The sequence below is a fragment of the Nocardioides sp. NPDC006273 genome (assembly GCF_040613495.1).
Lineage (GTDB): Bacteria > Actinomycetota > Actinomycetes > Propionibacteriales > Nocardioidaceae > Nocardioides.
The window spans coordinates 1-22,227 of record NZ_JBEXSD010000042.1; the positions used below are offsets into that span (position 1 = coordinate 1).

At 69.6% G+C, this 22,227-nt stretch carries 24 protein-coding genes; 12 read left to right on the forward strand and 12 right to left on the reverse strand.

Translation table 11 applies throughout. The annotated features are described in order from the left end of the window. The 7 genes from ABZZ22_RS17885 to ABZZ22_RS17915 all read right to left on the reverse strand — a co-directional run. On the reverse strand, window positions 1–630 hold a 630-nt coding region (locus ABZZ22_RS17885; RefSeq protein WP_354933734.1), incomplete at its 3' end, for a M17 family peptidase N-terminal domain-containing protein. Continuing rightward, window positions 631–804: a DUF3117 domain-containing protein gene (locus ABZZ22_RS17890; protein ID WP_141781546.1), complete on the reverse strand. Its 174-nt coding sequence runs from the start codon at window positions 802–804 to the stop codon at window positions 631–633. It lies immediately after the preceding gene. A 145-nt stretch (window positions 805–949) separates the two neighbouring features. Beyond that, window positions 950–2,860, reverse strand: coding sequence for a hypothetical protein (locus ABZZ22_RS17895; protein WP_354933737.1), 1,911 nt, complete (start codon window positions 2,858–2,860; stop codon window positions 950–952). 15 nt (window positions 2,861–2,875) lie between these two features. Then, window positions 2,876–3,214, reverse strand: coding sequence for a DivIVA domain-containing protein (locus tag ABZZ22_RS17900; protein WP_354933739.1), 339 nt, complete (start codon window positions 3,212–3,214; stop codon window positions 2,876–2,878). Window positions 3,215–3,217: 3 nt separating this feature from the next. Beyond that, a complete protein-coding gene (locus ABZZ22_RS17905; protein ID WP_292652602.1) occupies window positions 3,218–3,937 on the reverse strand; it encodes a TIGR00730 family Rossman fold protein in 720 nt (239 codons plus the stop codon). Further along, window positions 3,934–5,001, reverse strand: coding sequence for a succinyl-diaminopimelate desuccinylase (gene dapE, locus ABZZ22_RS17910; protein WP_354933741.1), 1,068 nt, complete (start codon window positions 4,999–5,001; stop codon window positions 3,934–3,936). The genes ABZZ22_RS17905 and dapE overlap by 4 nt, the downstream gene beginning before the upstream one ends. 8 nt (window positions 5,002–5,009) lie before the next feature. Then, a complete protein-coding gene (locus tag ABZZ22_RS17915) occupies window positions 5,010–5,801 on the reverse strand; it encodes a TetR/AcrR family transcriptional regulator (RefSeq protein WP_354933743.1) in 792 nt (263 codons plus the stop codon). A 99-nt stretch (window positions 5,802–5,900) separates the two neighbouring features. Between ABZZ22_RS17915 and ABZZ22_RS17920 the strand changes: the two genes are divergently transcribed. The 4 genes from ABZZ22_RS17920 (at window position 5,901) to ABZZ22_RS17935 (ending at window position 8,689) form a co-directional block, all read left to right on the forward strand. Next, a complete protein-coding gene (locus tag ABZZ22_RS17920) occupies window positions 5,901–6,356 on the forward strand; it encodes a nitroreductase family deazaflavin-dependent oxidoreductase (protein ID WP_354933745.1) in 456 nt (151 codons plus the stop codon). After that, window positions 6,353–7,315 carry an ATP-binding cassette domain-containing protein gene (locus ABZZ22_RS17925; protein WP_354933747.1) on the forward strand — a complete coding sequence of 321 codons (963 nt, stop codon included), beginning with the start codon at window positions 6,353–6,355 and terminating at the stop codon, window positions 7,313–7,315. The genes ABZZ22_RS17920 and ABZZ22_RS17925 overlap by 4 nt, the downstream gene beginning before the upstream one ends. After that, on the forward strand, window positions 7,312–8,100 hold the full coding sequence (locus ABZZ22_RS17930; RefSeq protein ID WP_354933749.1) for an ABC transporter permease: 789 nt from the start codon (window positions 7,312–7,314) through the stop codon (window positions 8,098–8,100). Before ABZZ22_RS17925 ends, ABZZ22_RS17930 begins: the two co-directional genes overlap by 4 nt. Before the next feature lie 115 nt (window positions 8,101–8,215). Continuing rightward, complete coding sequence (locus tag ABZZ22_RS17935; protein ID WP_354933751.1) at window positions 8,216–8,689, forward strand: DUF6069 family protein; 474 nt, start codon at window positions 8,216–8,218, stop codon at window positions 8,687–8,689. On the opposite strand, the gene ABZZ22_RS17940 is transcribed toward ABZZ22_RS17935, so the two are convergent. From ABZZ22_RS17940 to ABZZ22_RS17955, 4 genes are all read right to left on the reverse strand, one after another. Further along, complete coding sequence (locus ABZZ22_RS17940) at window positions 8,646–9,365, reverse strand: class I SAM-dependent methyltransferase (RefSeq protein WP_354933753.1); 720 nt, start codon at window positions 9,363–9,365, stop codon at window positions 8,646–8,648. The two genes, ABZZ22_RS17935 and ABZZ22_RS17940, sit on opposite strands and share 44 nt — an antisense overlap. Window positions 9,366–9,547: 182 nt before the next feature. Next, window positions 9,548–10,336, reverse strand: a complete 789-nt coding sequence (locus ABZZ22_RS17945; RefSeq protein ID WP_354933755.1) for a class I SAM-dependent methyltransferase — start codon at window positions 10,334–10,336, stop codon at window positions 9,548–9,550. 94 nt (window positions 10,337–10,430) lie between these two features. Then, window positions 10,431–13,694: an isoleucine--tRNA ligase gene (ileS, locus tag ABZZ22_RS17950; protein WP_354933757.1), complete on the reverse strand. Its 3,264-nt coding sequence runs from the start codon at window positions 13,692–13,694 to the stop codon at window positions 10,431–10,433. A gap of 246 nt (window positions 13,695–13,940) precedes the next feature. After that, window positions 13,941–14,402 (reverse strand): GNAT family N-acetyltransferase, encoded by a 462-nt coding sequence (locus tag ABZZ22_RS17955; RefSeq protein WP_354933759.1) that lies wholly within the window; start codon window positions 14,400–14,402, stop codon window positions 13,941–13,943. Between the two features lie 87 nt (window positions 14,403–14,489). Here ABZZ22_RS17955 and ABZZ22_RS17960 point away from each other — a divergent pair, with 87 nt between their 5' ends. The 5 genes from ABZZ22_RS17960 to ABZZ22_RS17980 all read left to right on the forward strand — a co-directional run bounded on the left by ABZZ22_RS17960 (window position 14,490) and on the right by ABZZ22_RS17980 (window position 18,920). Further along, the gene (locus ABZZ22_RS17960) at window positions 14,490–15,260 is read left to right on the forward strand and encodes an enoyl-CoA hydratase-related protein (RefSeq protein ID WP_354933761.1); all 771 of its coding nucleotides are present in this window, start codon (window positions 14,490–14,492) and stop codon (window positions 15,258–15,260) included. 66 nt (window positions 15,261–15,326) lie between these two features. Continuing rightward, the gene (locus tag ABZZ22_RS17965; RefSeq protein WP_354933763.1) at window positions 15,327–15,896 is read left to right on the forward strand and encodes a DinB family protein; all 570 of its coding nucleotides are present in this window, start codon (window positions 15,327–15,329) and stop codon (window positions 15,894–15,896) included. A gap of 113 nt (window positions 15,897–16,009) precedes the next feature. Beyond that, entirely contained in the window at window positions 16,010–17,704 is a 1,695-nt protein-coding gene (locus ABZZ22_RS17970; protein ID WP_354933765.1) for a carbon starvation protein A, read from the forward strand. Further along, window positions 17,701–17,958 carry a cory-CC-star protein gene (locus tag ABZZ22_RS17975; RefSeq protein ID WP_292652616.1) on the forward strand — a complete coding sequence of 86 codons (258 nt, stop codon included), beginning with the start codon at window positions 17,701–17,703 and terminating at the stop codon, window positions 17,956–17,958. Before ABZZ22_RS17970 ends, ABZZ22_RS17975 begins: the two co-directional genes overlap by 4 nt. Then, the gene (locus ABZZ22_RS17980; protein WP_354933767.1) at window positions 17,949–18,920 is read left to right on the forward strand and encodes an ArsA family ATPase; all 972 of its coding nucleotides are present in this window, start codon (window positions 17,949–17,951) and stop codon (window positions 18,918–18,920) included. Before ABZZ22_RS17975 ends, ABZZ22_RS17980 begins: the two co-directional genes overlap by 10 nt. Before the next feature lie 56 nt (window positions 18,921–18,976). Here ABZZ22_RS17980 and ABZZ22_RS17985 read toward each other — a convergent pair whose 3' ends face one another. After that, window positions 18,977–19,267 carry a hypothetical protein gene (locus tag ABZZ22_RS17985; protein ID WP_354933769.1) on the reverse strand — a complete coding sequence of 97 codons (291 nt, stop codon included), beginning with the start codon at window positions 19,265–19,267 and terminating at the stop codon, window positions 18,977–18,979. A 95-nt stretch (window positions 19,268–19,362) separates the two neighbouring features. Here ABZZ22_RS17985 and dapD point away from each other — a divergent pair, with 95 nt between their 5' ends. The 3 genes from dapD to ABZZ22_RS18000 are packed head-to-tail and all read left to right on the forward strand — an operon-like array spanning window position 19,363 to window position 22,214. Continuing rightward, entirely contained in the window at window positions 19,363–20,292 is a 930-nt protein-coding gene (dapD, locus tag ABZZ22_RS17990; protein WP_354933771.1) for a 2,3,4,5-tetrahydropyridine-2,6-dicarboxylate N-succinyltransferase, read from the forward strand. Window positions 20,293–20,318: 26 nt separating this feature from the next. Continuing rightward, window positions 20,319–21,167 carry a hypothetical protein gene (locus tag ABZZ22_RS17995; RefSeq protein ID WP_354933773.1) on the forward strand — a complete coding sequence of 283 codons (849 nt, stop codon included), beginning with the start codon at window positions 20,319–20,321 and terminating at the stop codon, window positions 21,165–21,167. Window positions 21,168–21,194: 27 nt separating this feature from the next. After that, complete coding sequence (locus ABZZ22_RS18000; RefSeq protein WP_354933775.1) at window positions 21,195–22,214, forward strand: hypothetical protein; 1,020 nt, start codon at window positions 21,195–21,197, stop codon at window positions 22,212–22,214. The last annotated feature ends 13 nt before the right edge of the window (window positions 22,215–22,227 follow it).

The following is a 22,227-nucleotide window of genomic DNA, read 5'->3' on the forward strand; positions in this document are numbered from 1 at the left end:
GGATGGCGACCAAGGGTCCAGGCAACCAGATGGTCGTGCATGCGACCCCCGGCCTCGACTGGGAGCCGGACGCCAACCGGCGCGCGCGATCGCCTGGGCTCGGTCCAACGCTTCCGCCTGGTCATCGCCCAGGTCGGCGAGAATGATCGTCTCCACCGGCGTCCACGGGGCACCCTCGGATCGCCAGTGGAAGAGGAAGGACCCCAGCGTCGCGCCGGCCACGAACGGCTCCAGCGCGACCTCGGGATCGGTCGCCGCGATGGTGGTGACCACATCCGACCTGTCCCGCACGGCGCGAGCCAGCGCCGCCCCCGCCCGCCGGAAATCGTCGCGACGCTGCGCACCGACACCGATCAGGAGGATCTGCCGCAGGGTGCCGGAGCCGGTGACGGCGTACGTCGTCACCTCGCCGGCGCTGCCGGTGGCACCTTCGAACTCGAGGTGACCCAGGAGGTCGTGGTGATCGCCCAGGTCGGCGGCCCCTGGGCCGATGATCAGCGCGTCGTCGCCAGGAATGACCGGCAGCGCGATGATCTCGGCATCGTGGCTCTCCGGACCGAGCGGACTCAGCGTGAAGGTGGGCGGCCCGACCTGCGGCGGCAGGGCCTGTGACGGCAGCGTTGTGGTCATCTACGCGTTCAGCCCAAGACCTTTGATCTCTTCGCCGAGCGCTGCGGCCTCGTCGGCGTTCAGCTCGACGACCAACCGGCCACCACCCTCGAGCGGGACGCGCATCACGATGCCCCGACCTTCCTTGGTGACCTCCAGCGGACCGTCTCCCGTCCGCGGCTTCATCGCCGCCATGCGGCACCTTCTTCCGTGTCTCGCGTGTCGGCGCTCACCTGCCGGATGGCCTCGGAGCGCGCATTGCTTCTCCATTATCCCTCATCAGGTCAGCAGACCTGACGGCAAGGTGGGGGTTTCGGCGGGTTGACCTGCCTTGAACCTGTCAGATGACCGAGGTTCCGTAGGCCCAGGTCAGCCAGATCGCGAGGATCACCAGCGTGAGGTGGACCACGATCGCCGCGCCGGAGGCCTCGAAGAATGCTCCGCCACGCTCTCGACGGTCGCCTCCGGCGGATCGGTCGTACGCATCGTCGTAACGGTCGTCATAGCCGTGACCGTAGGCCTCGTCGTAGTCGTAACCCTGGTCGTACGGCTGCTCGTAGGCCTGGTCGTAGCCCTGCTCGTATCCGGCATAGACAGGCTCGTCGTAGCCCTGGTCCTGCCGACGTCGACCCGGCTGCGGTCGGGGTGCGCGCGGGGCCGGGGCCGGAGGCTCGGCCCAGTCCTGCTCGCGGTCCTGCGCCTGGTCGTGCTCCTGCGGGCCGTAGGACTCGAAGGAGTACGGATCGTACGCCTCAGGCTCCTGTCCCGACCGAGGAGCGGGCCGACGGCTCGGGTCCTGCGGTGGCGCCGGCCGGGGTGCCGGCTGGGGAGCCGGCACGAGGTCGGGGCCGGGCGCTGGGCGCGGCGCGGACCGTGGGGCCGGGCGCGGCTCAGGTCGTGGGGCGCGGCGCGGCGCGGGCGATGGAGCTTGGGCTGGGGCCGGAGCGGGTGCGGATGCGGGGCGAGGGGCCGGGCGCGGTGCAGGCGCGGGCGCGGGTTCCGGGCGGGGCGCGGGGCGCGGAGCAGGCCGTGGGGCTCGCGGCGGGCTCGGCTGCTCGCCCGGGTAGTCAGAGTAGCTGCTGTCGCGGCGGTATCGACGATCGGCGAACTCGTCGTGACTGTCGTTGCGGCGGTCGTCGTAGCGGTCGTCGTAGCCACGTGTTCTCCGCTGCGGCGGCTCCTGACGACGACCCCATGGGTCCTGGCCGCCCTGGGTCCGGTCGGGCGCGGGTGGGCGCGGCTGAGGCTCCTCGGGCGCCGGACGCGGAGGCCGTGGACGCTCTCGCGCCGGCTGCTCCGGAGCCCGCCGCTCCTGCGCTGGGCGCGCGGGCGCCGGGGGCGCCGGGGGCGCTTGCCGCGGCCGCTCCTGCCGCGGACGCACTGGTGCGTCCGGGACCGGCGGCTGCGGCGCGGAAGGCTGCTGCGGGGCCGGCGGGACCGGAGCCGGACGCCCTGCCACGCGACGACCGCTCCGCCCCTCGCGCGTCGGCGCGGGAGCGGGGGCCGGCGCGGGGGCCGGAGCCGGGGCGGGGGCCGGAGCCGGGGCGGGCGCGGAGCCACGCTCCACCGGGGCCATCACGGCGGTCTCGTCGACGCCTGGGGCCGCCCGTCGGGGCTCGGGCCGGCGATCGGCCGGGCGTCCCCGCTGAGCGACCGGCTGGGCCTCCGGTCGAGGAACAGACTGCGGCACGGGCTGCGACACGGGCTGCGACACGGGCTGCGACACCGGCTGCTGAATCGGCTGCTGAATCGGCTGCTGGACCGGTCGGCGCGGGTCGGCATAGCCCGCCCGGTCGTCGAGCTCGACAGGAGCGTCGTAGCCGGCATCGGCGTAGCCAGGCTCGCCGTAGCCGTAACCATCCTCGGCGGCGTACGCCTCGTCGTAGACCCCGTTGTACACGTCGCCGTAGCCCTCGTCGTAGGCGTCGTCGTAGCCGTAGGCATCGTGTTCGGCGACCCCGGCACGCTGCTCCTTGAGGCGCCGGGCGAGCAGGTAGAGACCCGCGATCGCGGCGAGCCAGATCCCGAAGAGTCCGACGACGCCCGGGATGTCCCCGCCGAGGAAGAAGGAAGGCGGCGAGATCAGGAAGAGCGCCCAGACCAGCAGGCCGGCCATGCCGGCGTACAGGTGGATCTTCTGCGGCAGCCCCACCCGCTGCGGCTGCAGGAGGTGTGGCTTGAGATAGGTGAGCGCGACGATCACCGCAACGAGTGCGGTGACGGCGTAGACGAGTACGGCAGCGAAGCTCACGGCAGCGATTCTGTCCTAGACGTCGGTCGAGCCCGAATCGGGCTCGGGCGTGTATGTGGTCAGTCCGGCGGCTCCGACCTCGGCACCGGCATGCCCGCCCGCGGTCGACTCACGCCATTCTGCCTCCTCGGCAAGGCGCGCGATCAGGGAATCCACCTCGGCCATCCGATAGCCGCGGAACCCCACCGAGAAGCGTACGCGGCGCAGGTCTGCCGCCTCGAGAACGCGGTCACGGGGCACCAGAGCGTCCGGCTGGTCGCCGTACTCCTCCCCCAACGGCGCACCTGCTCCGGCTGCGACGAGGGCGACTCCTCCGAGAGCCAGCACGATCAGTGCCGCGAAGATCCAGCCCATCCTTCAGTCACGCGCCTTCAGCATCAGCTCGACCGCCTCGTCCACGTCGTCGGTGAGGGTGATCATGTCCAGGTCGCTCTGCTTGATCCGCCCGTCGGACAGCATCGTCTCGCGCATCCAGGTGAGCAGCCCTTCCCAGTGCTCGACGCCCATCAGGACGATCGGGAACTGGGTGATCTTCTTGGTCTGGGAGAGCGTCATCGCCTCGAAGAGCTCGTCCATCGTGCCGAGCCCGCCGGGCATGACTACGTAGCCCTGGGAGTACTTGACGAACATCATCTTCCGCACGAAGAAGTAGCGGAAGTTGAGCCCGAAGCCGACGTAGTCGTTGAGCCGAGCCTCGAAGGGCAGCTCGATACCGAGGCCGATCGACTCGCCCCCGGCCTCGAGGGCACCCTTGTTGGCCGCCTCCATCGTGCCCGGCCCACCGCCGGTGATCACCGCGAAGCCGGCCTCGGCCAGACCGCGCCCGACCGCCTCGGCCTGAGCGTAGGTCGGGTGGTCCTTCGGCGTGCGCGCCGACCCGAAGACGCTGATCGCCTGGCCGATCTCGGAGAGGTCGTTGAACCCCTCGACGAACTCGGCCTGGATCTTCATGACCCGCCACGGATCGGTGTGGACCCAGTCGCCGTGGCCGGAGCTGTCGAGCAGTCGCTGGTCGGTGGTGCTGCCGGCGGGGCGTCCTTTGGTGGGGCGCGGTCCGGAGCCGCTACGTCGGGTCATGCGGTCAACCAATCACGAAGGGCCTGCTCGCAGGTGATGATCTCGGAGATGTTCACGTGCTCGTCGGCCTTGTGGGCGTACATCGGGTCACCTGGACCATAGTTGACCGCCGGTATGCCGAGAACGGTGAACCGCGCCACATCGGTCCAGCCGAACTTGGGCCCGACCTCGCCGCCGACGGCGTCGATGAAGGCCTTGGCAGGCGGGCGGTCCAGGCCGGGCAGCGCACCGGGCGCGGAGTCGGTGAGAGTGACGTCGTAGCCTTCGAAGAACTCGGTGACGAACGCCAGCGCCTCCTCCTCGCTCCGGTCCGGGGCGAAGCGGAAGTTGACCGTCACCACGCACTCGTCGGGGATCACGTTGCCGGCCACTCCACCGGAGACGAAGACGGCGTTGAGACCCTCGCGATACTGGAGCCCGTCGATGACCGGCTCGCGCGGGTCGTACGCCTCCAGACGACGCAGCACCTCTCCGGCCTTGTGGATCGCGTTGACACCGCGCCAGGAGCGGGCACTGTGGGACCGCTCGCCGGTGGTGCGCACCTCGACCCGCAGCGTGCCCTGGCAGCCGGCCTCGACGCCGGCGTTGGAGGGCTCCATCAGGATCGCGAAGTCGCCGGCGAGGAGGTCGGGGTCGCTGGCGGCCAGCTTGCCCAGACCGTTGTGGACCGCCTCGATCTCCTCGGCGTCGTAGAAGACGTACGTCACGTCGCGATTGGGCGTCGCCAAGGTGACGGCGAGCCTGAGGATGACCGCGTCTCCCGACTTCATGTCGCAGGCGCCGAGACCGTGCAAGATGCCGGTGGCCTCGTCCAGGCGGCTCGGGAAGTTGCCGTTGACCGGCACGGTGTCGAGGTGCCCCGCGATGACCACCCGCTCCGGCAGGCCCAGGTCGGTGCGGGCCACGATCGAGTTGCCCCGCCGCTCGACGACGAGATGGTCGTAGACGCTCAGCGCCTGCTCCACGGCATCGGCCAGCTCCAGCTCGTTGAGACTCACCGAGTCGATGTCCATCAGCTGCCGGGTCAGGGTCACCACGTCGGTGGTCAGGTCGAGCTTCGCCATGGCACTAGTCAATCAGGGGACCCCTCGGCGACGTGCGCGAGGACACCGTCGATGATCCGGGCCAGCCCGTAATCGAGCTCGCGGGCCGGGTCGGTGGCAGCCTGGTAGGCCTCCCCCGCGGCGGTGCCGACCCGGTTGGCCAGCGGATAGTGGCTGCCGGCCATGACCTCGCTCAAGGTGTCGTAGTTGGCGGCCCACCACTCCGCCTCCGTCATCCCGGTGACCTTCTCGGCACGCCGCAACATCTGCTCGCTGCGGACGATGTTGCCCGCGAACCCCATCAGCACCGCGACCGTCTGGTCCATTTCCAGGTCGGAGAGCCCGAGGCCGTCGACGGCCTGCAGCTGCCACTCGTAGCGATCGCTCATGTTCGGCCCCAGCCAGGGGCGTACGTCCTGCACCTCGAGCAGCCAGGGGTGGGCGCGGAGCTCGTCGTACTGGAGCCTGGCGACCAGCTCGAGTCGCTTGCGCGGGTCCTCGGGCAGCTCCGGCAGCACGGCGCGACCCGTCGCCTGGTCGGCCATGAGCACCAGCAGCGCGTCTCGGTTCGGCACGTAGGAGTAGAGCGTCATCGCCCCGAGGCCGAAGCGCTGGGCGATCGCCCGCATCGTCACCGCGGGCAGGCCCTCGGCGTCGGCGAGGTCGATCGCGGCGTCGACGACCTCGTCGAGGCTCACCTTCTGCTTCGGGCCCCGCTTCGACTTCGGCTCCTCGGGCGACGCGGTCCGATGGCGCCACAGCAGGCGCAGGGACGGGTCCGACTGGTCTGGGTGGTCTGGCTGCTCCGGCACGACGCTCATCGTAACCTCCTTCAGAAAAATTTCGTACACCGTACGGAACAAATGCTACAGTCACTCCGTTGACATCTTCGTACAGCGTACGAAATTGAAGGAGCGTGTATGCAGAACGACTCGAAGCCGGTCCCGCCGCGATGGCTCAAGCCGATGAACAAGGTCTTCATGACCCTGTCGAAGACCGGGATCGGGATGAAGGAGCTGCCGGTGCTGACCGTGCCGGGCCGCAAGAGCGGCAAGCCCCGCAGCACGCCGCTCTCGGTGCTGGATCTCGACGGGCAGCGCTATCTGCTCGAAGGGTTCCCGGGAGCAGACTGGGCCCGCAACGTCCGTGCCGCCGCCGGCCGAGCCACGCTCCGGGTCGGCCGGAAGACAGAGGAGGTGCGCCTCGTGGAGGTCGAGCAGGAGGAGGCGCTGACCGTGCTCAGGGCATGGCCGGAACGGATGGCCGACGGAGCGAAGATCATGCTCGATGCCGGGGTCGTCACCGCGGTGACACCGGAGGCGTTCGAGGCCCTCGTCGGTCGCTGCGGCGTGTTCCGGATCGAGGTGGCCCGATGACCACGGCTCCCCTCACCGCGCGGGGCGTGCGCAAGCGCTTCCGCGACACCCAGGCGCTCGACGGCCTCGACCTGGAGGTCGCCGCCGGCACCGTGCATGCCCTGCTCGGGCCCAACGGCGCCGGCAAGTCGACCGCGGTGAACGTCTTCGCGACGCTGACCCGCCCCGATGCCGGTGAGGTGCGCGTCGGCGGCCACGACGTCGTACGCCACCCCGCCCGGGTCCGCTCCACGATCGGGCTGGTCGGACAGAGCGCCGCGCTCGACGAGGCTCTCCACGGCCGGGAGAACCTGGTCATGTTCGGGCGCCTCCACGGCCTGTCGAAGACCGATGCCGTACGCCGCTCCGCTGAGCTCCTCGAGGCCTTCGGCCTCGTCGAGGCCGGCGACCGGAAGGTCTCGGGCTACTCCGGCGGAATGCGGCGACGCCTCGACATCGCGGCCGGTCTGGTCATCCGACCGCGGATCCTCTTCCTCGACGAGCCCACCACCGGGCTGGACCCGCGCGCTCGCCACGAGGTCTGGCAGTTGGTGCGACGGGTGGTCGCCGACGGCACGACGGTGCTGCTGACCACGCAGTATCTGGACGAGGCCGACCAACTCGCGGACAGGGTCACCGTGCTCGGCGCAGGCAGAGTGATCGCCGAGGGCACGCCGTCCTCGCTGAAGAGCGACCTCGGCGGCGACCGGGTGATCATCACCGCGACCGAGCCGGACGACCTCGACCGGATGGCCGGTGCGCTCGGCGCCGCGGCCAACATCGACACCGACCGGCTCGAGGTCACCGTCGAGGCGGGGGCGGCCGGCGGCGGCGCCGCGGTCGTCGACGTCGTACGAACCCTCGACTCCGCCGGCATCACCGTCGACGACGTGCTTATGCGCAGGCCGACCCTGGACGAGGTGTTTCTCCACCTGACCGCACCCCACACCGAGCACCAGCACGAAGGAGCCGCCCGATGACCGCCCTCTCCTCGACCCTGCGACAGACCTGGGTCATCACGCTCCGCGACCTCAAGCACTGGCAGCGCGAGCCGTGGGGCCCGGTGTTCGGCATCCTGTTCTCGATCATGATGCTGCTGATCTTCGGATATCTGTTCGGCGGCGCCATCGAGATGCCGGGCGGCGGGGCGTACCTGCCCTACCTCCTGCCCGGGGTGCTCGCGCTGACGATGATGTTCGGGGTCGACGGCATCATGGCCGTGGTCACCGAGGACACCAAGCGCGGAGTCACCAACCGGTTCCGGTCGCTGCCGATGAGCAGCGTCGCGGTGCCTTTGGGGCGCGCGGTCGCCGACCTCGGCAACTCGGCGGTCCAGCTCGGGGTCCTGATGATCGGCGGGCTGCTGATCGGCTGGCGGATCGAGGGCTCGTTCCTGGAGGGGGCCGCTGCGGTCGGGCTCCTGCTCTGGCTGCGGTTGGCGATGCTGTGGCTGGGCATCTTCCTGGGCCTGACCCTGCGGATGGAAGGTGCGCTGATGATTGTGCAGGTGCTGGTGTGGCCGCTGGGATTCTGCTCGAGCCTGTTCGTCTCGCCAGAGACGATGCCCGGCTGGCTCGGCACCCTGGCCGCCTGGAACCCGGTCTCGGCCACTGCCACCGCCGCTCGCGACCTCTTCGGCAACCCGACCGGGATCACCTCCGGGCTGCTCGCCGACCACGCGATGCTGCTCGCGCTGGCCTGGCCCACGGTCCTGCTGGCGATCTTCGTCCCGCTGTCCATGCGCACCTTCCGGCGACTCGGCTGAAATATTTTTCGGGAGAGCTGTCGGATCGGCGTCGGACCGTTCGTGGAGTAGGTGAGAAGCGGCCGTACGGACCGCGACAGAACACCCCGAGAACCATGAGACGAGAGGCACCACCATGAGCACCAGCACCTACACCCAGGACACGACGACCGCCACCACCCGCCAGTTCGCCGCACGGATGCCGGTCTGGCTCGTCAGCGCCGCCGTCGTCCTCGTCGGCGCCCTGGTCACCGGCGTCTTCGAGTTCGCCGCCCGCGCGGTCGGGGTGCCGTTCAACGTCGCCCTCCCCGGCACCGGCGTCGATCCCGCCGCGATCCCCGCGACCGGGCTCGCCTGGGCCGTCGCCGAGCTCGGCCTGATCGGCATCATCATCGCCGTCTGCCTCGCCCGCTTCGCCAAGCGTCCGCGCTCGACCTGGAAGCGCACCGCCTGGACGCTGACCGCGCTCTCGTGCGTCCCGAGCCTGGTCGCCGTCACCGACTCCTACGCCACCAACATCATGCTGGTCATCTCCCACCTGGTCGCGGCCGTGGTGATCGTCCCGATCATCGCCGCCCGGCTGTCGGAGACGAACCCGCGCCGGGGCTGAGCGAGCCGCGGCGAGCGACGATCAGCTCCCCGACCCCGGGCATCGGGGTCGTGCCGACCACGAAACCCACCTCCGCCAGGTCCCTCAGCAGGGCCGGACGGGGGTGGGTTCGGTAATACATCACGAACTTCGGCCGCCACACCGCGTTGCGCACCCGCATCGCCAGGTCGAACCCGGTGAGCATCCAGTACGCCGGATGGGTCGGCCTCGGCCCCTGACCGGCCGGCAGCGCGAAGATCCCACCCGGCCTCAGCGCCCGGTGGATGCCGGCGAAGAGCGGGAGCCGCTCCTCCGGCAGGAAGTGCCCCAGCGCCCCGAAGCTCACCGCCAGGTCGTACGCCGCCTCGAACGGCAACGCGCGAGCATCCGCCCGCACCAGGTCCGCCTCCGGATGGGCAGCGCCGGCCTGCTCGAGCATCCCGGCACTGAAGTCGACCCCGGTCGGCGGCTCCGCGGTCAGCTCCGCGAGCACCCCCAGCCCGGCGCCGGTGCCGGTGCACACGTCGAGGCCACGCTCGAACGGCCCGTGCTCCCGCAGCGCATCGCGGGTGGCGGCGAGAAACGGCTCGGGCGTACGGAACGGCGTCGCGTCGAACTTCGGCGCCAGCAGGTCATAGCCGCGCTCTACCGATGACAGCGCCTGGACGGCGAGCTCCTTGAGCGTCGGTCCTTCCACGCCTCAACGATAGGTGGTGCCGGCCCGTCGCGTCGGCAGACTCAGAGGAGGCAGGCCTCCATCAGCCGCGCGGCATGCTCCCGCTCACCCCTGGATTCCGAGATGTCCACACCACAGTTATCGCACCCGCGGCCCCGAGGAGCCGGACTTTAGGAGGGTGACGCCAGCCGTGGCTCACCCTCCTAAGGTCGCCTCCCGGCCGCGAGTAGGTGATTGGAGAGATCCTGGACTCCCCGTTGCCCGGCCACGGCGCGCGCGACAGTCAGTGCGGCCGAATAGAGCTCTGGGTCGATCTCGGTCAGCTGTTCAAAGGCCAAGCCGGCAGGTCCCTCGACGCCCACCACCTCGACCTGCAACAACCCAGACTCATTCAACTCGGCCGCCAGTTCGGCACCGGTGTGGAAGTGTCCGCCCGGGAATCGTCCGCCGGCAGGCGACGTTCCATGCTCGATCAGATCCTCCCACCCTCGCGGCATCCCGGCCCCGCCGGACAACGCTGCGAGCCTTGCCAGTCTCGGGATCGCTGCGGCGAAGACCCACCCACCCGGCCGCACCACCCTGATCGCCTCACGCAGCGCCCGAAGCCGGTCCTCACGCTCGGACAGGTGGTAGAGCGGTCCGAGGAGCAGGGCTACATCGACGCTCCTGTCCTCGAGTGGCAGCCCACGCGCGTCGCCAACCAGCGCCTCGAAAGTCCCGTACGCCCGAGCTTGCTCGACCTGCTCGCTGACCGGGTCCAGAAGCGTGACCTCGTGCCCAGCATCCGCGAGCGCCGCGGCATGGACCCCGGTCGCGCCACCGATATCGGCGATCTGCGATCCCGCTCGGATCCGCTCCGCGATGAGCTCCTGCGTACGCACGAACTCCAGGCTCCCCTGGGCCGACCTGCTGGTCAGCCGAGCTCCCTCATCCCAGTCGGGGCCCCCGTAGTAGGCCCGGATCTGCCGGTCGATGTCCTTCTGGCTGGCCACGATCACACGCTACTGATGCGCGACCACAGCAGGAGGATCCCTAGGAGGGTGAGTCACATCCAGCGTGACTCACCCTCCTAGGGTTCAACGATCCTCAGGCCTTAGCGACCGCGATCTGCGCCTTTTCGCCGTCACCGAGGTCGACCGGGTTGCCGTCCAGCGAGTCCACCACGTCGTACGTAGTGGCGAGGGTCTCGCGGGCGATGAGCTCGGCGTGGGTGGTGGCTGCCTGGCGTACGGTCTCGGAGCCGGTCACCGACAGGGTGATGCGGTCCTCGACGTTGAGGCCGGAGTCCTTGCGGGCCTGCTGGACCGCGCGGACCAGGTCGCGGGCGAGGCCTTCGGCGGCCAGGTCGGGAGTGACGACCGTGTCCAGGACGATGAAGCCGCCTGCGCCCGAAGACGTGCTCAGCATCGAGACGGCGATGTCGTCGGTGGCGGCGCCGGCGACGGTCTCCAGGGTGTACTCACCCTCGATCAGCTCGAGTCCACCAGCGGTGACCACACCTGCCTCAGACACCGACCAGTCACCGGACTTGGCGCCCTTGATGGCCTTCTGGACGTCCTTGCCCAACCGCGGGCCGGCGGCACGGGCGTTGACGGCGAGCCGCTGCTCGATCCCGTAGGTCCCGGCCTCGTCGGAGTCGGCGGCGAGCAGCCGGACGGACTTGACGTTGACCTCGTCGGCGACGATCTCCTCGAAGCCCGCGATGTCGGCGCCGACCACGGTCAGACCGCCGAGCGGCAGCCGGTTACGGAGCTTGCGCGCCTTGCGGAGGGCGGAGGTCGAGGAGCAGACCGCGCGCACCGCGTCCATCCGGGCGACCAGGTCGCCGTCGGCCGGCAGGTCCTCGACGACCGGGTAGTCGGCCAGATGCACCGAGCGACCGCCGGTCAGGCCGCGCCAGATCTCCTCGGTGGTCAGCGGCAGCAGCGGGGCGACCAGGCGGGTCACCGTCTCCAGCACCGTGTAGAGGGTGTCGAAGGCGGCCTTGTCCTCGTTCCAGAACCGCTCCCGGCTACGCCGGATGTACCAGTTCGTGAGCACGTCGATGAACTCACTCGTCGCCGAACACGCCTCGGCGACGTAGTAGTCGTCCATCGCGGAGGTCATCGCAGCGACGTAGTCGCGCAGCTTGGCGAGGACGTAGCGGTCGAGCGGGTCCGCGGACGCCGTCGAGCCGGTGGTCTCCAGGTCCGCCGCGTTGGCGTAGAGCTGGAAGAAGTACCAGCTGTTCCACAGCGGGATCATCACCTGGCGTACGGAGTCCCGGATGCCCTGCTCGGTGACGACCAGGTTGCCGCCGCGAAGGATCGGCGAGGACATCAGGAACCAGCGCATCGCGTCGGCACCGTCGCGGTCGAAGACCTCGTTGACGTCGGGGTAGTTGCGCAGGCTCTTGGACATCTTCTGCCCGTCGGAGCCGAGCACGATGCCGTGGCTGATGCAGCTCGAGAACGCGGGGCGGTCGAAGAGCGCGGTCGCCAGGATGTGCAGGGTGTAGAACCAGCCGCGGGTCTGGCCGATGTACTCCACGATGAAGTCGCCGGGGAAGTGATGCTGGAACCACTCCTCGTTCTCGAACGGGACATGGTTCTGGGCGAACGACATCGACCCGGAGTCGAACCAGACGTCGAGGACGTCGGAGACCCGGCGCATCATCGACTTGCCGGTCGGGTCGTCCGGGTTGGGACGGACCAGGTCGTCGACGTACGGACGGTGCAGGTCGGGGTTGCCCTCGGCGTCCTTCGGCAGCGTGCCGAAGTCGCGCTCGAGCTCCGCGAAGCTGCCATAGACGTCCAGGCGCGGGTAGGCCGGGTCGTCGGACTTCCACACCGGCACCGGCGAACCCCAGAATCGGTTGCGGGTGATCGACCAGTCGCGCGCGTTCTCCAGCCACTTGCCGAACTGGCCGTCCTGGATGTGCTCGGGAACCCAGCGGATCTGCTGGTTGAGCTCGAGCATCCGGTCCTTGATCTTGGTGACCTCGACGAACCAGCTGCTCACACCCTTGTAGATGAGCGGCTGACGGCAGCGCCAGCAGTGCGGGTAGGAGTGGTTGTAGGACTCGCGGCGCAGCAGAATCGTGCCCGCGGTGACCGACCCGATATCGGTGGTCGAGCCTGTCGAGACCCCGCGGGTGACCGCCTTGAGGTGATCGATGATCTGCAGGTTGGCGTCGAAGACCTGGACGCCGGCGTAGTCGACCACTGGCGCGGTGAAGCGGCCGTCCTTGCCGACCGGCATGACCGCCTCGATGTTCTCGCGGTCGGTCACCTCCTTGTCGACCTCACCGAAGGCGCCGGCGGTGTGCACGACCCCGGTGCCGTCCGTGGTCGTCACGGCGTCGTCGGCAGCCACGACCCGGAAGGCGTTCTGGTGGCCGGCGTAGTAGGAGAACGGCGGCTGATAGGTGCGGCCGAGCAGCTCGGCGCCCTTGTAGCGGCCCAGGATCGTGGCCTCCTCCGCCTCCGGGAAGAGCTCCTTCTGGTACGCCGCGACGCGCGCCTCCGCGAGGACGTACTTGGCCGTCTCCTCAGTCCCCGGGACCGGGCCCTCGACCACGACGTAGTCGATGTCGGAGCCGACCATGACGGCGAGGTTGGACGGCAGAGTCCACGGCGTGGTGGTCCAGATCAGGATGTGGGCGCCGTCGAGGACCTCGTCCTCCCCGGTCGCGTCGAGCGCATAGCCGACCGTGACCGCCGGGTCCTGACGCTCCTTGTAGACGTCGTCGTCCATCCGGAGCTCGTGGTTGGACAGCGGGGTCTCGTCCTGCCAGCAGTAGGGCAGGACGCGGAAGCCCTCGTAGACCAGGCCCTTGTCGTAGAGCGTCTTGAACGCCCAGATCACCGACTCCATGTAGTCCGGGTTGAGGGTCTTGTAGTCGTTGTCGAAGTCCACCCAACGGGCCTGGCGGGTGACGTAGTCGCGCCACTCGCCGGTGTACTTCAACACCGACGCACGGCTGGCCGCGTTGAACTTGTCGATGCCCATCTCGGCGATCTCGTCGGTCGTCTTCAGGCCGAGCTGGCGCATCGCCTCGAGCTCGGCGGGCAGGCCATGGGTGTCCCAACCGAAGCGCCGCTCGACGCGCTTGCCGCGCATCGTCTGGTAGCGCGGGACGATGTCCTTGACGTAGCCGGTCAGCAGGTGACCGTAGTGCGGCAGGCCGTTGGCGAACGGCGGGCCGTCGTAGAAGACGAACTCGTTCTCGCCGTTCTTGCCGGCGTCGCGGTTGTCGATGCTCGCCTGGAAGGTCCCGTCCTTCTTCCAGTAGTCGAGAACCTGCGTCTCGATCTCCGGGAAGCGTGGGCTGGCCGGGACTATGGCTGAGCTGACCTTGGGATAGGTCATCGGCGGCATCTCCTGCTGGGTGGTAGTGGGTTGTCTTCACCACAGGGACGATCTTTCGACCGCGGTACCACCCTGCTTGCCCGTGCCCGGACCTCTCCGTTCGCGGCTGTGACGGGCCTACCCGCCGGGGTCTAGTGAGCCGAAGCCGTTCTTCCCGGAGCTCGCCGCTGATGACGGCTCAAACGCTGATAAGGAAGAGAGTACGCCGCCCGGCACCCACCGCGCTAACCCGATTCGGACCGCGCGTCAGACCGCGCGCCACATCCGCACGTTCACGCCGAACTCCCGGTCCACCCACTGCTCACCGATCTGCTCGAACCCAGCACGGGCGAAGAGACGGGACCCGGCCGGCGTCGCGTTGCACCACAGCAGCCCCGGGCCAAGGCCTGCGGCGTGGGCGATGGCCGCGCCGAGAACGGCGGCACCAACGCCCCGGCCTCTCCACTCCGACGCGGTCGCAACCCTCCGGATGCGCCACCCCTGGCCACCGTGATCGAGCAGGTCAGGGCATGGTTCTGAGAACAGCCCCGCGCATCCGACCACGACGCCGTCGACGTCTCGAGCCGCAAACGTGACCGCCTCTGGATGATCGTCACCAGCCACCTTCGCCGCCTCGGGAGGCGCACCGCCATGGAGCACCAGCGCGCGCAGCGGATAGGTCTCGGCGGCCGGGACCCGGGCGATCGTGAACTCGTTCGGTGACGCCACGCCGCGACGATAGCGGCGCGCAGCGGCGACGTAGGAGATATTCGTCAGCACGCGAAGTCAGGCCGGAGCACCTGGCAGGATGCGCGCATGAGCCTGATTCGCTACGAGTACGCCGATGGTTGCGCGCGCATCACGATGACCAACCCGGACCGGGGCAACGTCTTCAAGCCCGAGGCGGGCGAGGAGATGCTGGCGGCGATCCTGCGAGCCAAGGCCGACTCGGCGCGGGTGATCGTGCTGGCGGCGGAAGGGAAGTACTTCTCCGTCGGCGGCGACCTGGCCGGGTTCGCGGCCGCCGACGACCTGGGGCCGTTCATCCTCGAGCTGGCCGAGAGTGCCAACCGGATGATCACCGAGCTCGTCCGCTGCGACGCGATCGTGGTCAGCGCCGTCCAAGGCACTGCCGCCGGGGTCGGATTCCCACTGGCCGCGGCCGCCGACATCGTCATCGCCGCAGACAAGGCGAAGTTCAGCCTCGCCTACGCCAAGGTCGGGCTCTCGGTCGACGGCGGTGGGTCGCTCCTCGTGCACACGCTGGGCCTGCACCGGGTGCTCCGGCTGACCCTGCTGGGCGACATGCTGTCCGCGACCGAGGCGCTCGAGGCCGGGTTGGTCGCCCGCGTCGTACCTGCCGAGGAGCTCGCCGCCGCGGTCGACGAGGTCGTCGCGACCCTCCTGGCCGGGTCGCCCGAGGCCCTCGCCCGCACCAAGCGCCTCGTCCGTGACGTCGCCGACCCCAGCCCCGAGTCGGCCCTGCGCCGTGAGGCGGAGTCGATCTCCGCGCTCGGTGCCTCGGCCTCCGGCCGCGAGGGCATCAACGCCTTCCTCGAGAAGCGCCGACCGAGCTTCGGAGCCTGAGACATCGACTCCTGAAATCACCTGAAATCATTGGCCAAGGGCCGGGCTCTCAGCGAGGGTGGCCACATGAGCAACGATCAGCGGCAGGTGGGTTTCAAGGGCGTCTGGCTTCCCGACAGCGAGGACCCACGCCACCAGGACAAGCCCTCCGTCGGCGAGCTGGCGACCTACCGGGACTATCTGCGCCACTACCGGCTCACCCTCGAGCTCAAGTGCCAGGATCTCGGCCCGGAGGACCTGGTCAAGCAGAGCGTGCCGCCGAGCGACCTGAGCCTGCTCGGGCTGATCCGCCACATGGCCCGGGTCGAGCACAGCTGGTTTCAGCGCGTGCTGAAGGAGGACCTCGACCTGCCGCGGCTCGACGCAGACGACCCCACCGGCGGCTTCCACAAGGTGGCACCGACCCAGGAGTCGGTCGAGGAGGCGTTCGCGAGTTGGCGCGCGCAGGTCGGGGCGGCCGACGAGTGGCTCGACACCATCGACGACTCCATCCTCGGCGACACCCGTGACGTCGGCCGCGGCGACGAGCCGATCAGCATCCGCGACATCCTGATCCACATGATCGAGGAGTACGCCCGCCACGCAGGTCACGCCGACCTGCTGCGCGAGGTCATCGACGGCCGTACCGGACAGTGACCGACCCCGGGTAGACGTGTGATGAGCATCACGAGCAGGATGTGCGTACGAAGTGTGCCGTCCCCCGCCGCCCACCGGGCAGCTCGGCACACCGCGGCTAGGAGGGCGCAGGAATGAACTCGATACTGCTGATGCTGCTTGGGCTCGCGATGTTCGCGGGCGGATACCTGCTCTATTCAAAGTTCTTGAGCAACCGGATCTACAAGCTGGACGAGGCGTACTCCACCCCGTCACACACCATGGGCGACGGCGTCGACTACGTGCCGACCAACAAGTTCGTCCTGTGGGGTCATCACTTCACCTCGGTCGCCGGCGCCGCGCCCATCGTCGGACCCGCGATCGCGGTGATCTGGGGTTGGCTCCCAGCCTTCCTCTGGGTCACGATCGGCACGGTCTTCTTCGCAGGCATGCACGACCTCGGAGCGCTCTGGGCCTCCGCCCGCAACCGCGGCCAGTCGATGGGGATGCTGTCGGGCCGCTACATCGGTCCGCGCGGGCGCGTCCTCTTCCTGGTCGTCATCTTCCTGCTGCTGCTGATGGTCAACGCGGCCTTCGCCGTCGTCATCACGAACCTGCTGATCGGCACCCCGACCGCGGTGATCCCGGCCTGGGGGGCCATCCTCGTCGCCCTGGTCGTGGGCCAGATGATCTACCGCTGGCGGGTGAACCTGCTGCTCACCACGGTCCTCGGCGTCGCCGCGCTCTACGGACTGATCATCCTCGGCGACCGCGTTCCGGTCGAGCTGCCCGACCCGATCCTGGGCATGTCCCCGGCCACCTTCTGGATCCTGGCGCTCTTCGTCTACGCCGGCATCGCCTCCACACTGCCGGTGTGGATCCTGCTGCAGCCGCGTGACTACATCAACGGAGTCCAGCTCTTCATCGGCCTGGGGATCCTCTACGGCGCGGTGCTGCTGGGGTCGCCGACGATCGTCGCGCCGGCCTTCAACGACGCCGTTCCCGAAGGCACCCCAGGCCTGGTGCCGCTGCTGTTCGTCACCATCGCCTGCGGTGCGATCTCCGGGTTCCACGGCATGGTCTCCTCCGGCACCAGCTCCAAGCAGCTCGACAAGGAGACCGACGCGAGATTCGTCGGCTACTTCGGGGCCGTCGGCGAAGGCATGCTCGCGCTGGGAGCCATCCTTGCCACCACGGCCGGGTTCCAGACCGTACGCGACTGGGAGGCGGTCTACACCGCCTTCGGCCAGGGCGGCGTCGGCGCCTTCGTCACCGGCGGCGGCAACCTGGTCAACCAGGGCCTCGGCATCCCAGTCTCGCTCAGCGCCACGATCCTGGCGACGATGGCGGTGCTCTTCGCGGCGACCACGATGGACACCGGTGTCCGTCTGCAGCGGTTCGTCGTCCAGGAGGCCGGCGATCTGATCAACGTGAGGATCCCGAAGATCGCCGCGACCCTGGTCGCGGTGGCGATCGCGCTCGGCCTGACCTTCAGCCAGGGGGCCGGCGGCGAGGGTGGTCTGCGGATCTGGCCGCTGTTCGGCACCACCAACCAGCTGCTGGCCTCACTGACGCTGTCGATCGTGGCAGTCATGCTGCTGCGCAAGCGCCGAAACCCCTGGCCGGCACTCATCCCGCTGGCCTTCGTGTTCGTGATGTCCTTCTACGCCGCGCTCGTGCAGCTCGGTGACCTGGCAGAGGCCAAGGACTGGCTGCTGCTCGTCATCGACGTCGTCATCATCATCGCTGCCCTGTGGGTCGCGGTGGAGGCAGTGATCGCGATGCTGCGCGTCGAGCCGGAAGCGGACGACGCCGATCTCGTCAGCGCCGAGGAGGGCGTCGGTAAGTGAGCTCGTGGTGGAGCAGGTTCCGCGCCGGGCTGGAGGAGTTCTACGCCGGGCCCTACCGGCGTACGTTCGCCCGCGCTCGACGCGAGGAGGACGACCTCTTCATGCTGGTGGTGCTGGCTGACGCGCTCGGTGTGCCTGATCCGGCGGCCTACCACAACGCGGACCTGCTCCCCGCGGTCTATCCGGAGTTCCACGCCTGGCACCGACGGATCGGGCTGGAACGTTCACCGCTGGAGCACATCGGGTGCTGCTGAGTCTCACGAGCCGGCGAAGGGTCCTCTTCGTCGGCGGCAAGGGCGGGGTCGGCAAGACCTCGGTCGCCTCGGCCGTCGCGCTGGCACGCGCCCGGGAGGGCGCGCGGGTGCTGGTGGTCTCGACCGACCCGGCCCACAACCTGGGTCACCTGTGGGATCTCCCGGTGGGCGACGACGCGACCCGGCTCGCCTCTCCCGGGACCGGTCTCGTCGACGGGATCGAGATCGATCCCGAGAGCGTGGTGTCGACCCATCTGGCTGCGGTGCGCGAGACGATGCACCGGATGCTGCCGGACCGGCTGTGGCCTGCCGCCGATCGCCATCTGGAGCTGGCCCGCGAGGCGCCGGGCACCCACGAGTCGGCGATCGTGGACCGAGTCGCGGAGACCTTGGCGACCGGGCTGAGCGACTACGACCTGGTCGTCTACGACACCGCACCGAGCGGCCACACCCTGCGGCTGCTCGCGATGCCGGAACACCTGACCGGCTGGACCGAGAGCCTGCTCGCCAGCCGGGACCGGGCGGAGAGGTTCGGGGCTGCGATCCAGGGCCTCGGTGGCCAGGACCGGGGTGCGGACCGCGACGCCGAGCTGCGACGAGTGCTCGTCCGGCGCCGGGAACGGTTCGCGACCCTGCGCGACACGATCCGGGATCCCGGCCTGACCTCGTTCGTCGTCGTCACGATCGCCGAACGACTGCCCGTGCTGGAGTCGCTCGCGCTCCACGAGCAGCTGGTGAAGCTCGGCGTCGACGTGGGTGGTGTCGTCGTGAACCGCCGCTCCCCCGCCGAGGCAGGGGCGCTCCTCGCCGGGCGGCGACGGCTGGAGGACGCCGAGACCGCCACCTTGCGCGAGGCGCTTCCCGACACTCCACTCCTCGAGCTCCCGCTGCTGCCCGGTGCGCTCACCGGACCCGTTGGAGTCGGCGCCATCGCCGACGCCGGCCGAGTCGGCTCGTCCTGACGTGATTCTCTGCCGAGTCGGCTCGTCAGAACGCGCCGACTCGGCAGAGGGGGTGGTCAGCGCGGGTTGTCGTCGGCGAAGGCGGCGTCGAGCCAGGCGTAGACCTGCGAGTCACCTCGGGTCACGAGCAGGACGACCTGCTTCTCAGCGTCGCTGACCGGTTTGCCGTTGATCCAGCTACGGACGATGTCGGAGGCGGCGCGGCGTACGACCTCGACGCCTTTGGCCATCGCCCACTCCGGCGCAGGGTGGCCCTTGCTTGTCGCCACACCGGGGACCTCCAGGGTCCAGGTGCCGTCGTCGGCCTGGAGAAGCTGGGGCGTCGGCGGCGCACTCTTCTTGCTCACCTCAGAATGTTCCCACGTCTCGTGGTCTCGACAAGCTCGACCACCGGGCCCCGTCGATAAGGGGACACTCAGGCTCGGCCACTAGACTGCGCCCCGTGACGAATGCAGCTTGGGGCTTCGGCCTCGTGACGTACGCCGCCGACAACTCTGTGCTGGACGTGTGGTTCTCCGCGCCCCAGCTGGGCGAGAAGCCCGCCGATGCGACCGCGCCGGCCGAGCTCACCGCCCTCGAGGGCACCGACGAGGTCCGTCAGGTCACCAAGCGGGTCGCCCTCGTCGAGGTCAAGGACCTCGAGACCGCGCCCGAGACGACCGAGGACGTCTGGCTGCGGCTCCACCTCCTCTCCCACCGCCTCGTGCAGCCGCACGGGCAGAACCTCGACGGCGTCTTCGGCCTGCTCACCAACGTGGTGTGGACCAGCGCCGGTCCGTGCGCCGTCGAGGGCTTCGAGCTCACCCGCGCACGCCTGCGCGCCGCGGGCCAGCACGTGACCGTCTACGGCGTGGACAAGTTCCCGCGGATGGTCGACTACGTCGTGCCCAGCGGCATCCGGATCGGCGACGCCGACCGCGTCCGCCTCGGCGCCCACCTGGCTTCCGGCACCACCGTGATGCACGAGGGCTTCGTGAACTTCAACGCCGGCACCCTCGGCGCCTCGATGGTCGAGGGCCGGATCTCCGGTGGGGTCGTCGTCGGCGACGGCTCCGACGTCGGTGGCGGCGCCTCGATCATGGGCACCCTCTCCGGTGGCGGCAAGGCCGTGATCTCCGTCGGCAAGCGCTGCTTGCTCGGCGCCAACTCCGGCCTCGGCATCTCCCTGGGCGACGACGCCGTCGTCGAGGCCGGGTGTTACGTGACGTACGGGACCAAGGTCACGCTCCCGGACGGCACCGTCAAGAAGGCCGGTGAGCTCTCCGGCGCGTCCAACATCCTCTTCCGCCGCAACTCGGTCAGCGGCGCCATCGAGGCCGTTCCGTGGAAGGGCGAGGGCATCGAGCTCAACGCCGCCCTCCACGCCAACTGACCCGCCCCGAAGACCAGAGTGCTCCGTTGAAGAAGCTCGTCACCACACTGGTGGTACTCGGCGTGATCGCCGGTGGCATCTACTGGGTCGTCCAGGCCGCGACGGACAAGCTGGACTCGTTCCTGCCCGACCTGCAGCACTGCACCGCGGTAGCGGGCGAGTACGAGGCACGCTTCGACCCCGAGCAGATGGGCAACGCGGCCGTGATCACCGCGCTCGGCTTCAAGCGGGGCCTGCCCGCGCGGGCGGCGACGATCGCGATCGCGACCGCCATCCAGGAGTCGAAGCTCTACAACATCAGCCACGGTGACCGGGACTCGCTCGGCCTCTTCCAGCAGCGTCCCTCGATGGGCTGGGGCACCGAGGAGCAGGTCCAGGACCCGATCTACGCCACCAACAAGTTCTACGACGCACTGGTGAAGATCGACGGCTACGAGGACATGGTGGTCACCGAGGCGGCCCAGGAGGTGCAGCGCTCGGCGTTCCCCGAGGCGTACGCCGACCACGAGGGCGAGGGCCGCGCGATCGCTTCCGCGATCAGCGGCTACTCCCCCGCCGCACTGACCTGCCGGATCGATGAGCCGGAGGCCGGGTCCGGCAAGCCCCAGGCGACCAAGACCGAGATCAACCAGCTGCTCGGCGGCAGGGTCGGCCGGGCTCGGGTGGAGGGATCGACCGTGGTGATCCCGGTCGACGCCGGCAAGACCGGTCAGCGCGGCGGCTGGACGGCCGCTCACTACGCACTCGCCCGGGCGAGCGAGTTCGGCGCCACCTCCATCGCCTACGACGGTCGCACCTGGTCGGCCGGCAAGGAAGAGACGTGGGCCAAGACCCCCGACGCCAGCGGCGAGCGCATCGTCATCACTCTGGCATGACTTGCTCCGTACGTGAAGATTGGTGACGTGAGCGCAACCGGTGGTCCGCCGACCAGTCCGCCCCCGGGTGCGACACCCCCACCCGGGCGGCCCTCGACCCCGCGGTTGCCGGAGCCGGCGCGCGAGGCGATGCGCAAGTCTGCACGCGTTGCCAGGAAGCAGCTCCGGCCGGTGCGCAAGCACCTCATCGTCCTCGGCGTCGTGATCGCCGTCGCGCTGGTCTTCGCGGGCCTGCGTGTGCTGGGCGTCGGGATCAGCGGCATCCCGGTCTTCTCCTCCGAGAGCTGCACCGTCACCGCCGACGGCGAGACCTACGACCTCTCCACCGAGCAGGCCGAGCACGCCTCGGCGATCGCCGCCGAAGCCGTACGCCGCGGGCTCCCCGCCCGCGCGGCCTCCGTCGTGATGACGGTCGAGCTCGCCGACCACGATCTCGACCGACCGGCCTCGGAGGCGTCCGCCCTCTACGACCGGCTCTCCGGCGTCGCCGACTATCGCCAGCAGTCCGTGCCGGGCGTCGCCCAGCAGATCGGCGAAGGCTCCCGCGACTCCTACCGCGACGCCGAGCCGGAGGCACGGGCTCTCGCCTCCGCGCTCACCGGCAACACCCCCGAGGCGTTCTCCTGCGTCGTCAAGGGCAGCGCCGACGAGGCCCCCGGCGAGCTCAGCGGAGCCGGACTCACCTCTCGTGCGGAGGCATTGCGCGAGGACGTACGCGGCGACTTCGGCCGCCTCCCCGAAGGCGGCTTCCAGCCGGGCGGCGTCTCGACCGGGCACATGGTCGGCTCCGCCCACTACGAGGGCCGCGCCGTCGACTACTTCTTCCGGCCGGTCAACGCGCGCAACAACATCAAGGGCTGGGCGGTGGCGCAGTATCTCGTCGCCAACGCCGACCGCCTCGACATCGAGACCGTCATCTTCGACGACCGCATCTGGACCAAGCTCCGCTCCGCCGCCGGCTGGCGCGACTACGACCTCCCGCCCCGCAAGGGCGACATGTCGATCCTCGAGCACCGCGACCACGTCCACGTCGACGTCGCCGACTGACAGCCGAGACGTC

Excerpts from the sequence above, each read along its gene's own strand:
- ABZZ22_RS17890 (WP_141781546.1), bottom strand. The coding sequence starts at position 804 with ATGGCGGCGATGAAGCCGCGGACGGGAGACGGTCCGCTGGAGGTCACC.
- ABZZ22_RS17900 (WP_354933739.1), bottom strand. The coding sequence starts at position 3,214 with ATGGGCTGGATCTTCGCGGCACTGATCGTGCTGGCTCTCGGAGGAGTC.
- ABZZ22_RS17905 (WP_292652602.1), bottom strand. The coding sequence starts at position 3,937 with ATGACCCGACGTAGCGGCTCCGGACCGCGCCCCACCAAAGGACGCCCC.
- dapE (WP_354933741.1), bottom strand. The coding sequence starts at position 5,001 with ATGGCGAAGCTCGACCTGACCACCGACGTGGTGACCCTGACCCGGCAG.
- ABZZ22_RS17915 (WP_354933743.1), bottom strand. The coding sequence starts at position 5,801 with ATGAGCGTCGTGCCGGAGCAGCCAGACCACCCAGACCAGTCGGACCCG.
- ABZZ22_RS17920 (WP_354933745.1), top strand. The coding sequence starts at position 5,901 with ATGCAGAACGACTCGAAGCCGGTCCCGCCGCGATGGCTCAAGCCGATG.
- ABZZ22_RS17925 (WP_354933747.1), top strand. The coding sequence starts at position 6,353 with ATGACCACGGCTCCCCTCACCGCGCGGGGCGTGCGCAAGCGCTTCCGC.
- ABZZ22_RS17930 (WP_354933749.1), top strand. The coding sequence starts at position 7,312 with ATGACCGCCCTCTCCTCGACCCTGCGACAGACCTGGGTCATCACGCTC.
- ABZZ22_RS17935 (WP_354933751.1), top strand. The coding sequence starts at position 8,216 with ATGAGCACCAGCACCTACACCCAGGACACGACGACCGCCACCACCCGC.
- ileS (WP_354933757.1), bottom strand. The coding sequence starts at position 13,694 with ATGACCTATCCCAAGGTCAGCTCAGCCATAGTCCCGGCCAGCCCACGC.
- ABZZ22_RS17960 (WP_354933761.1), top strand. The coding sequence starts at position 14,490 with ATGAGCCTGATTCGCTACGAGTACGCCGATGGTTGCGCGCGCATCACG.
- ABZZ22_RS17965 (WP_354933763.1), top strand. The coding sequence starts at position 15,327 with ATGAGCAACGATCAGCGGCAGGTGGGTTTCAAGGGCGTCTGGCTTCCC.
- ABZZ22_RS17970 (WP_354933765.1), top strand. The coding sequence starts at position 16,010 with ATGAACTCGATACTGCTGATGCTGCTTGGGCTCGCGATGTTCGCGGGC.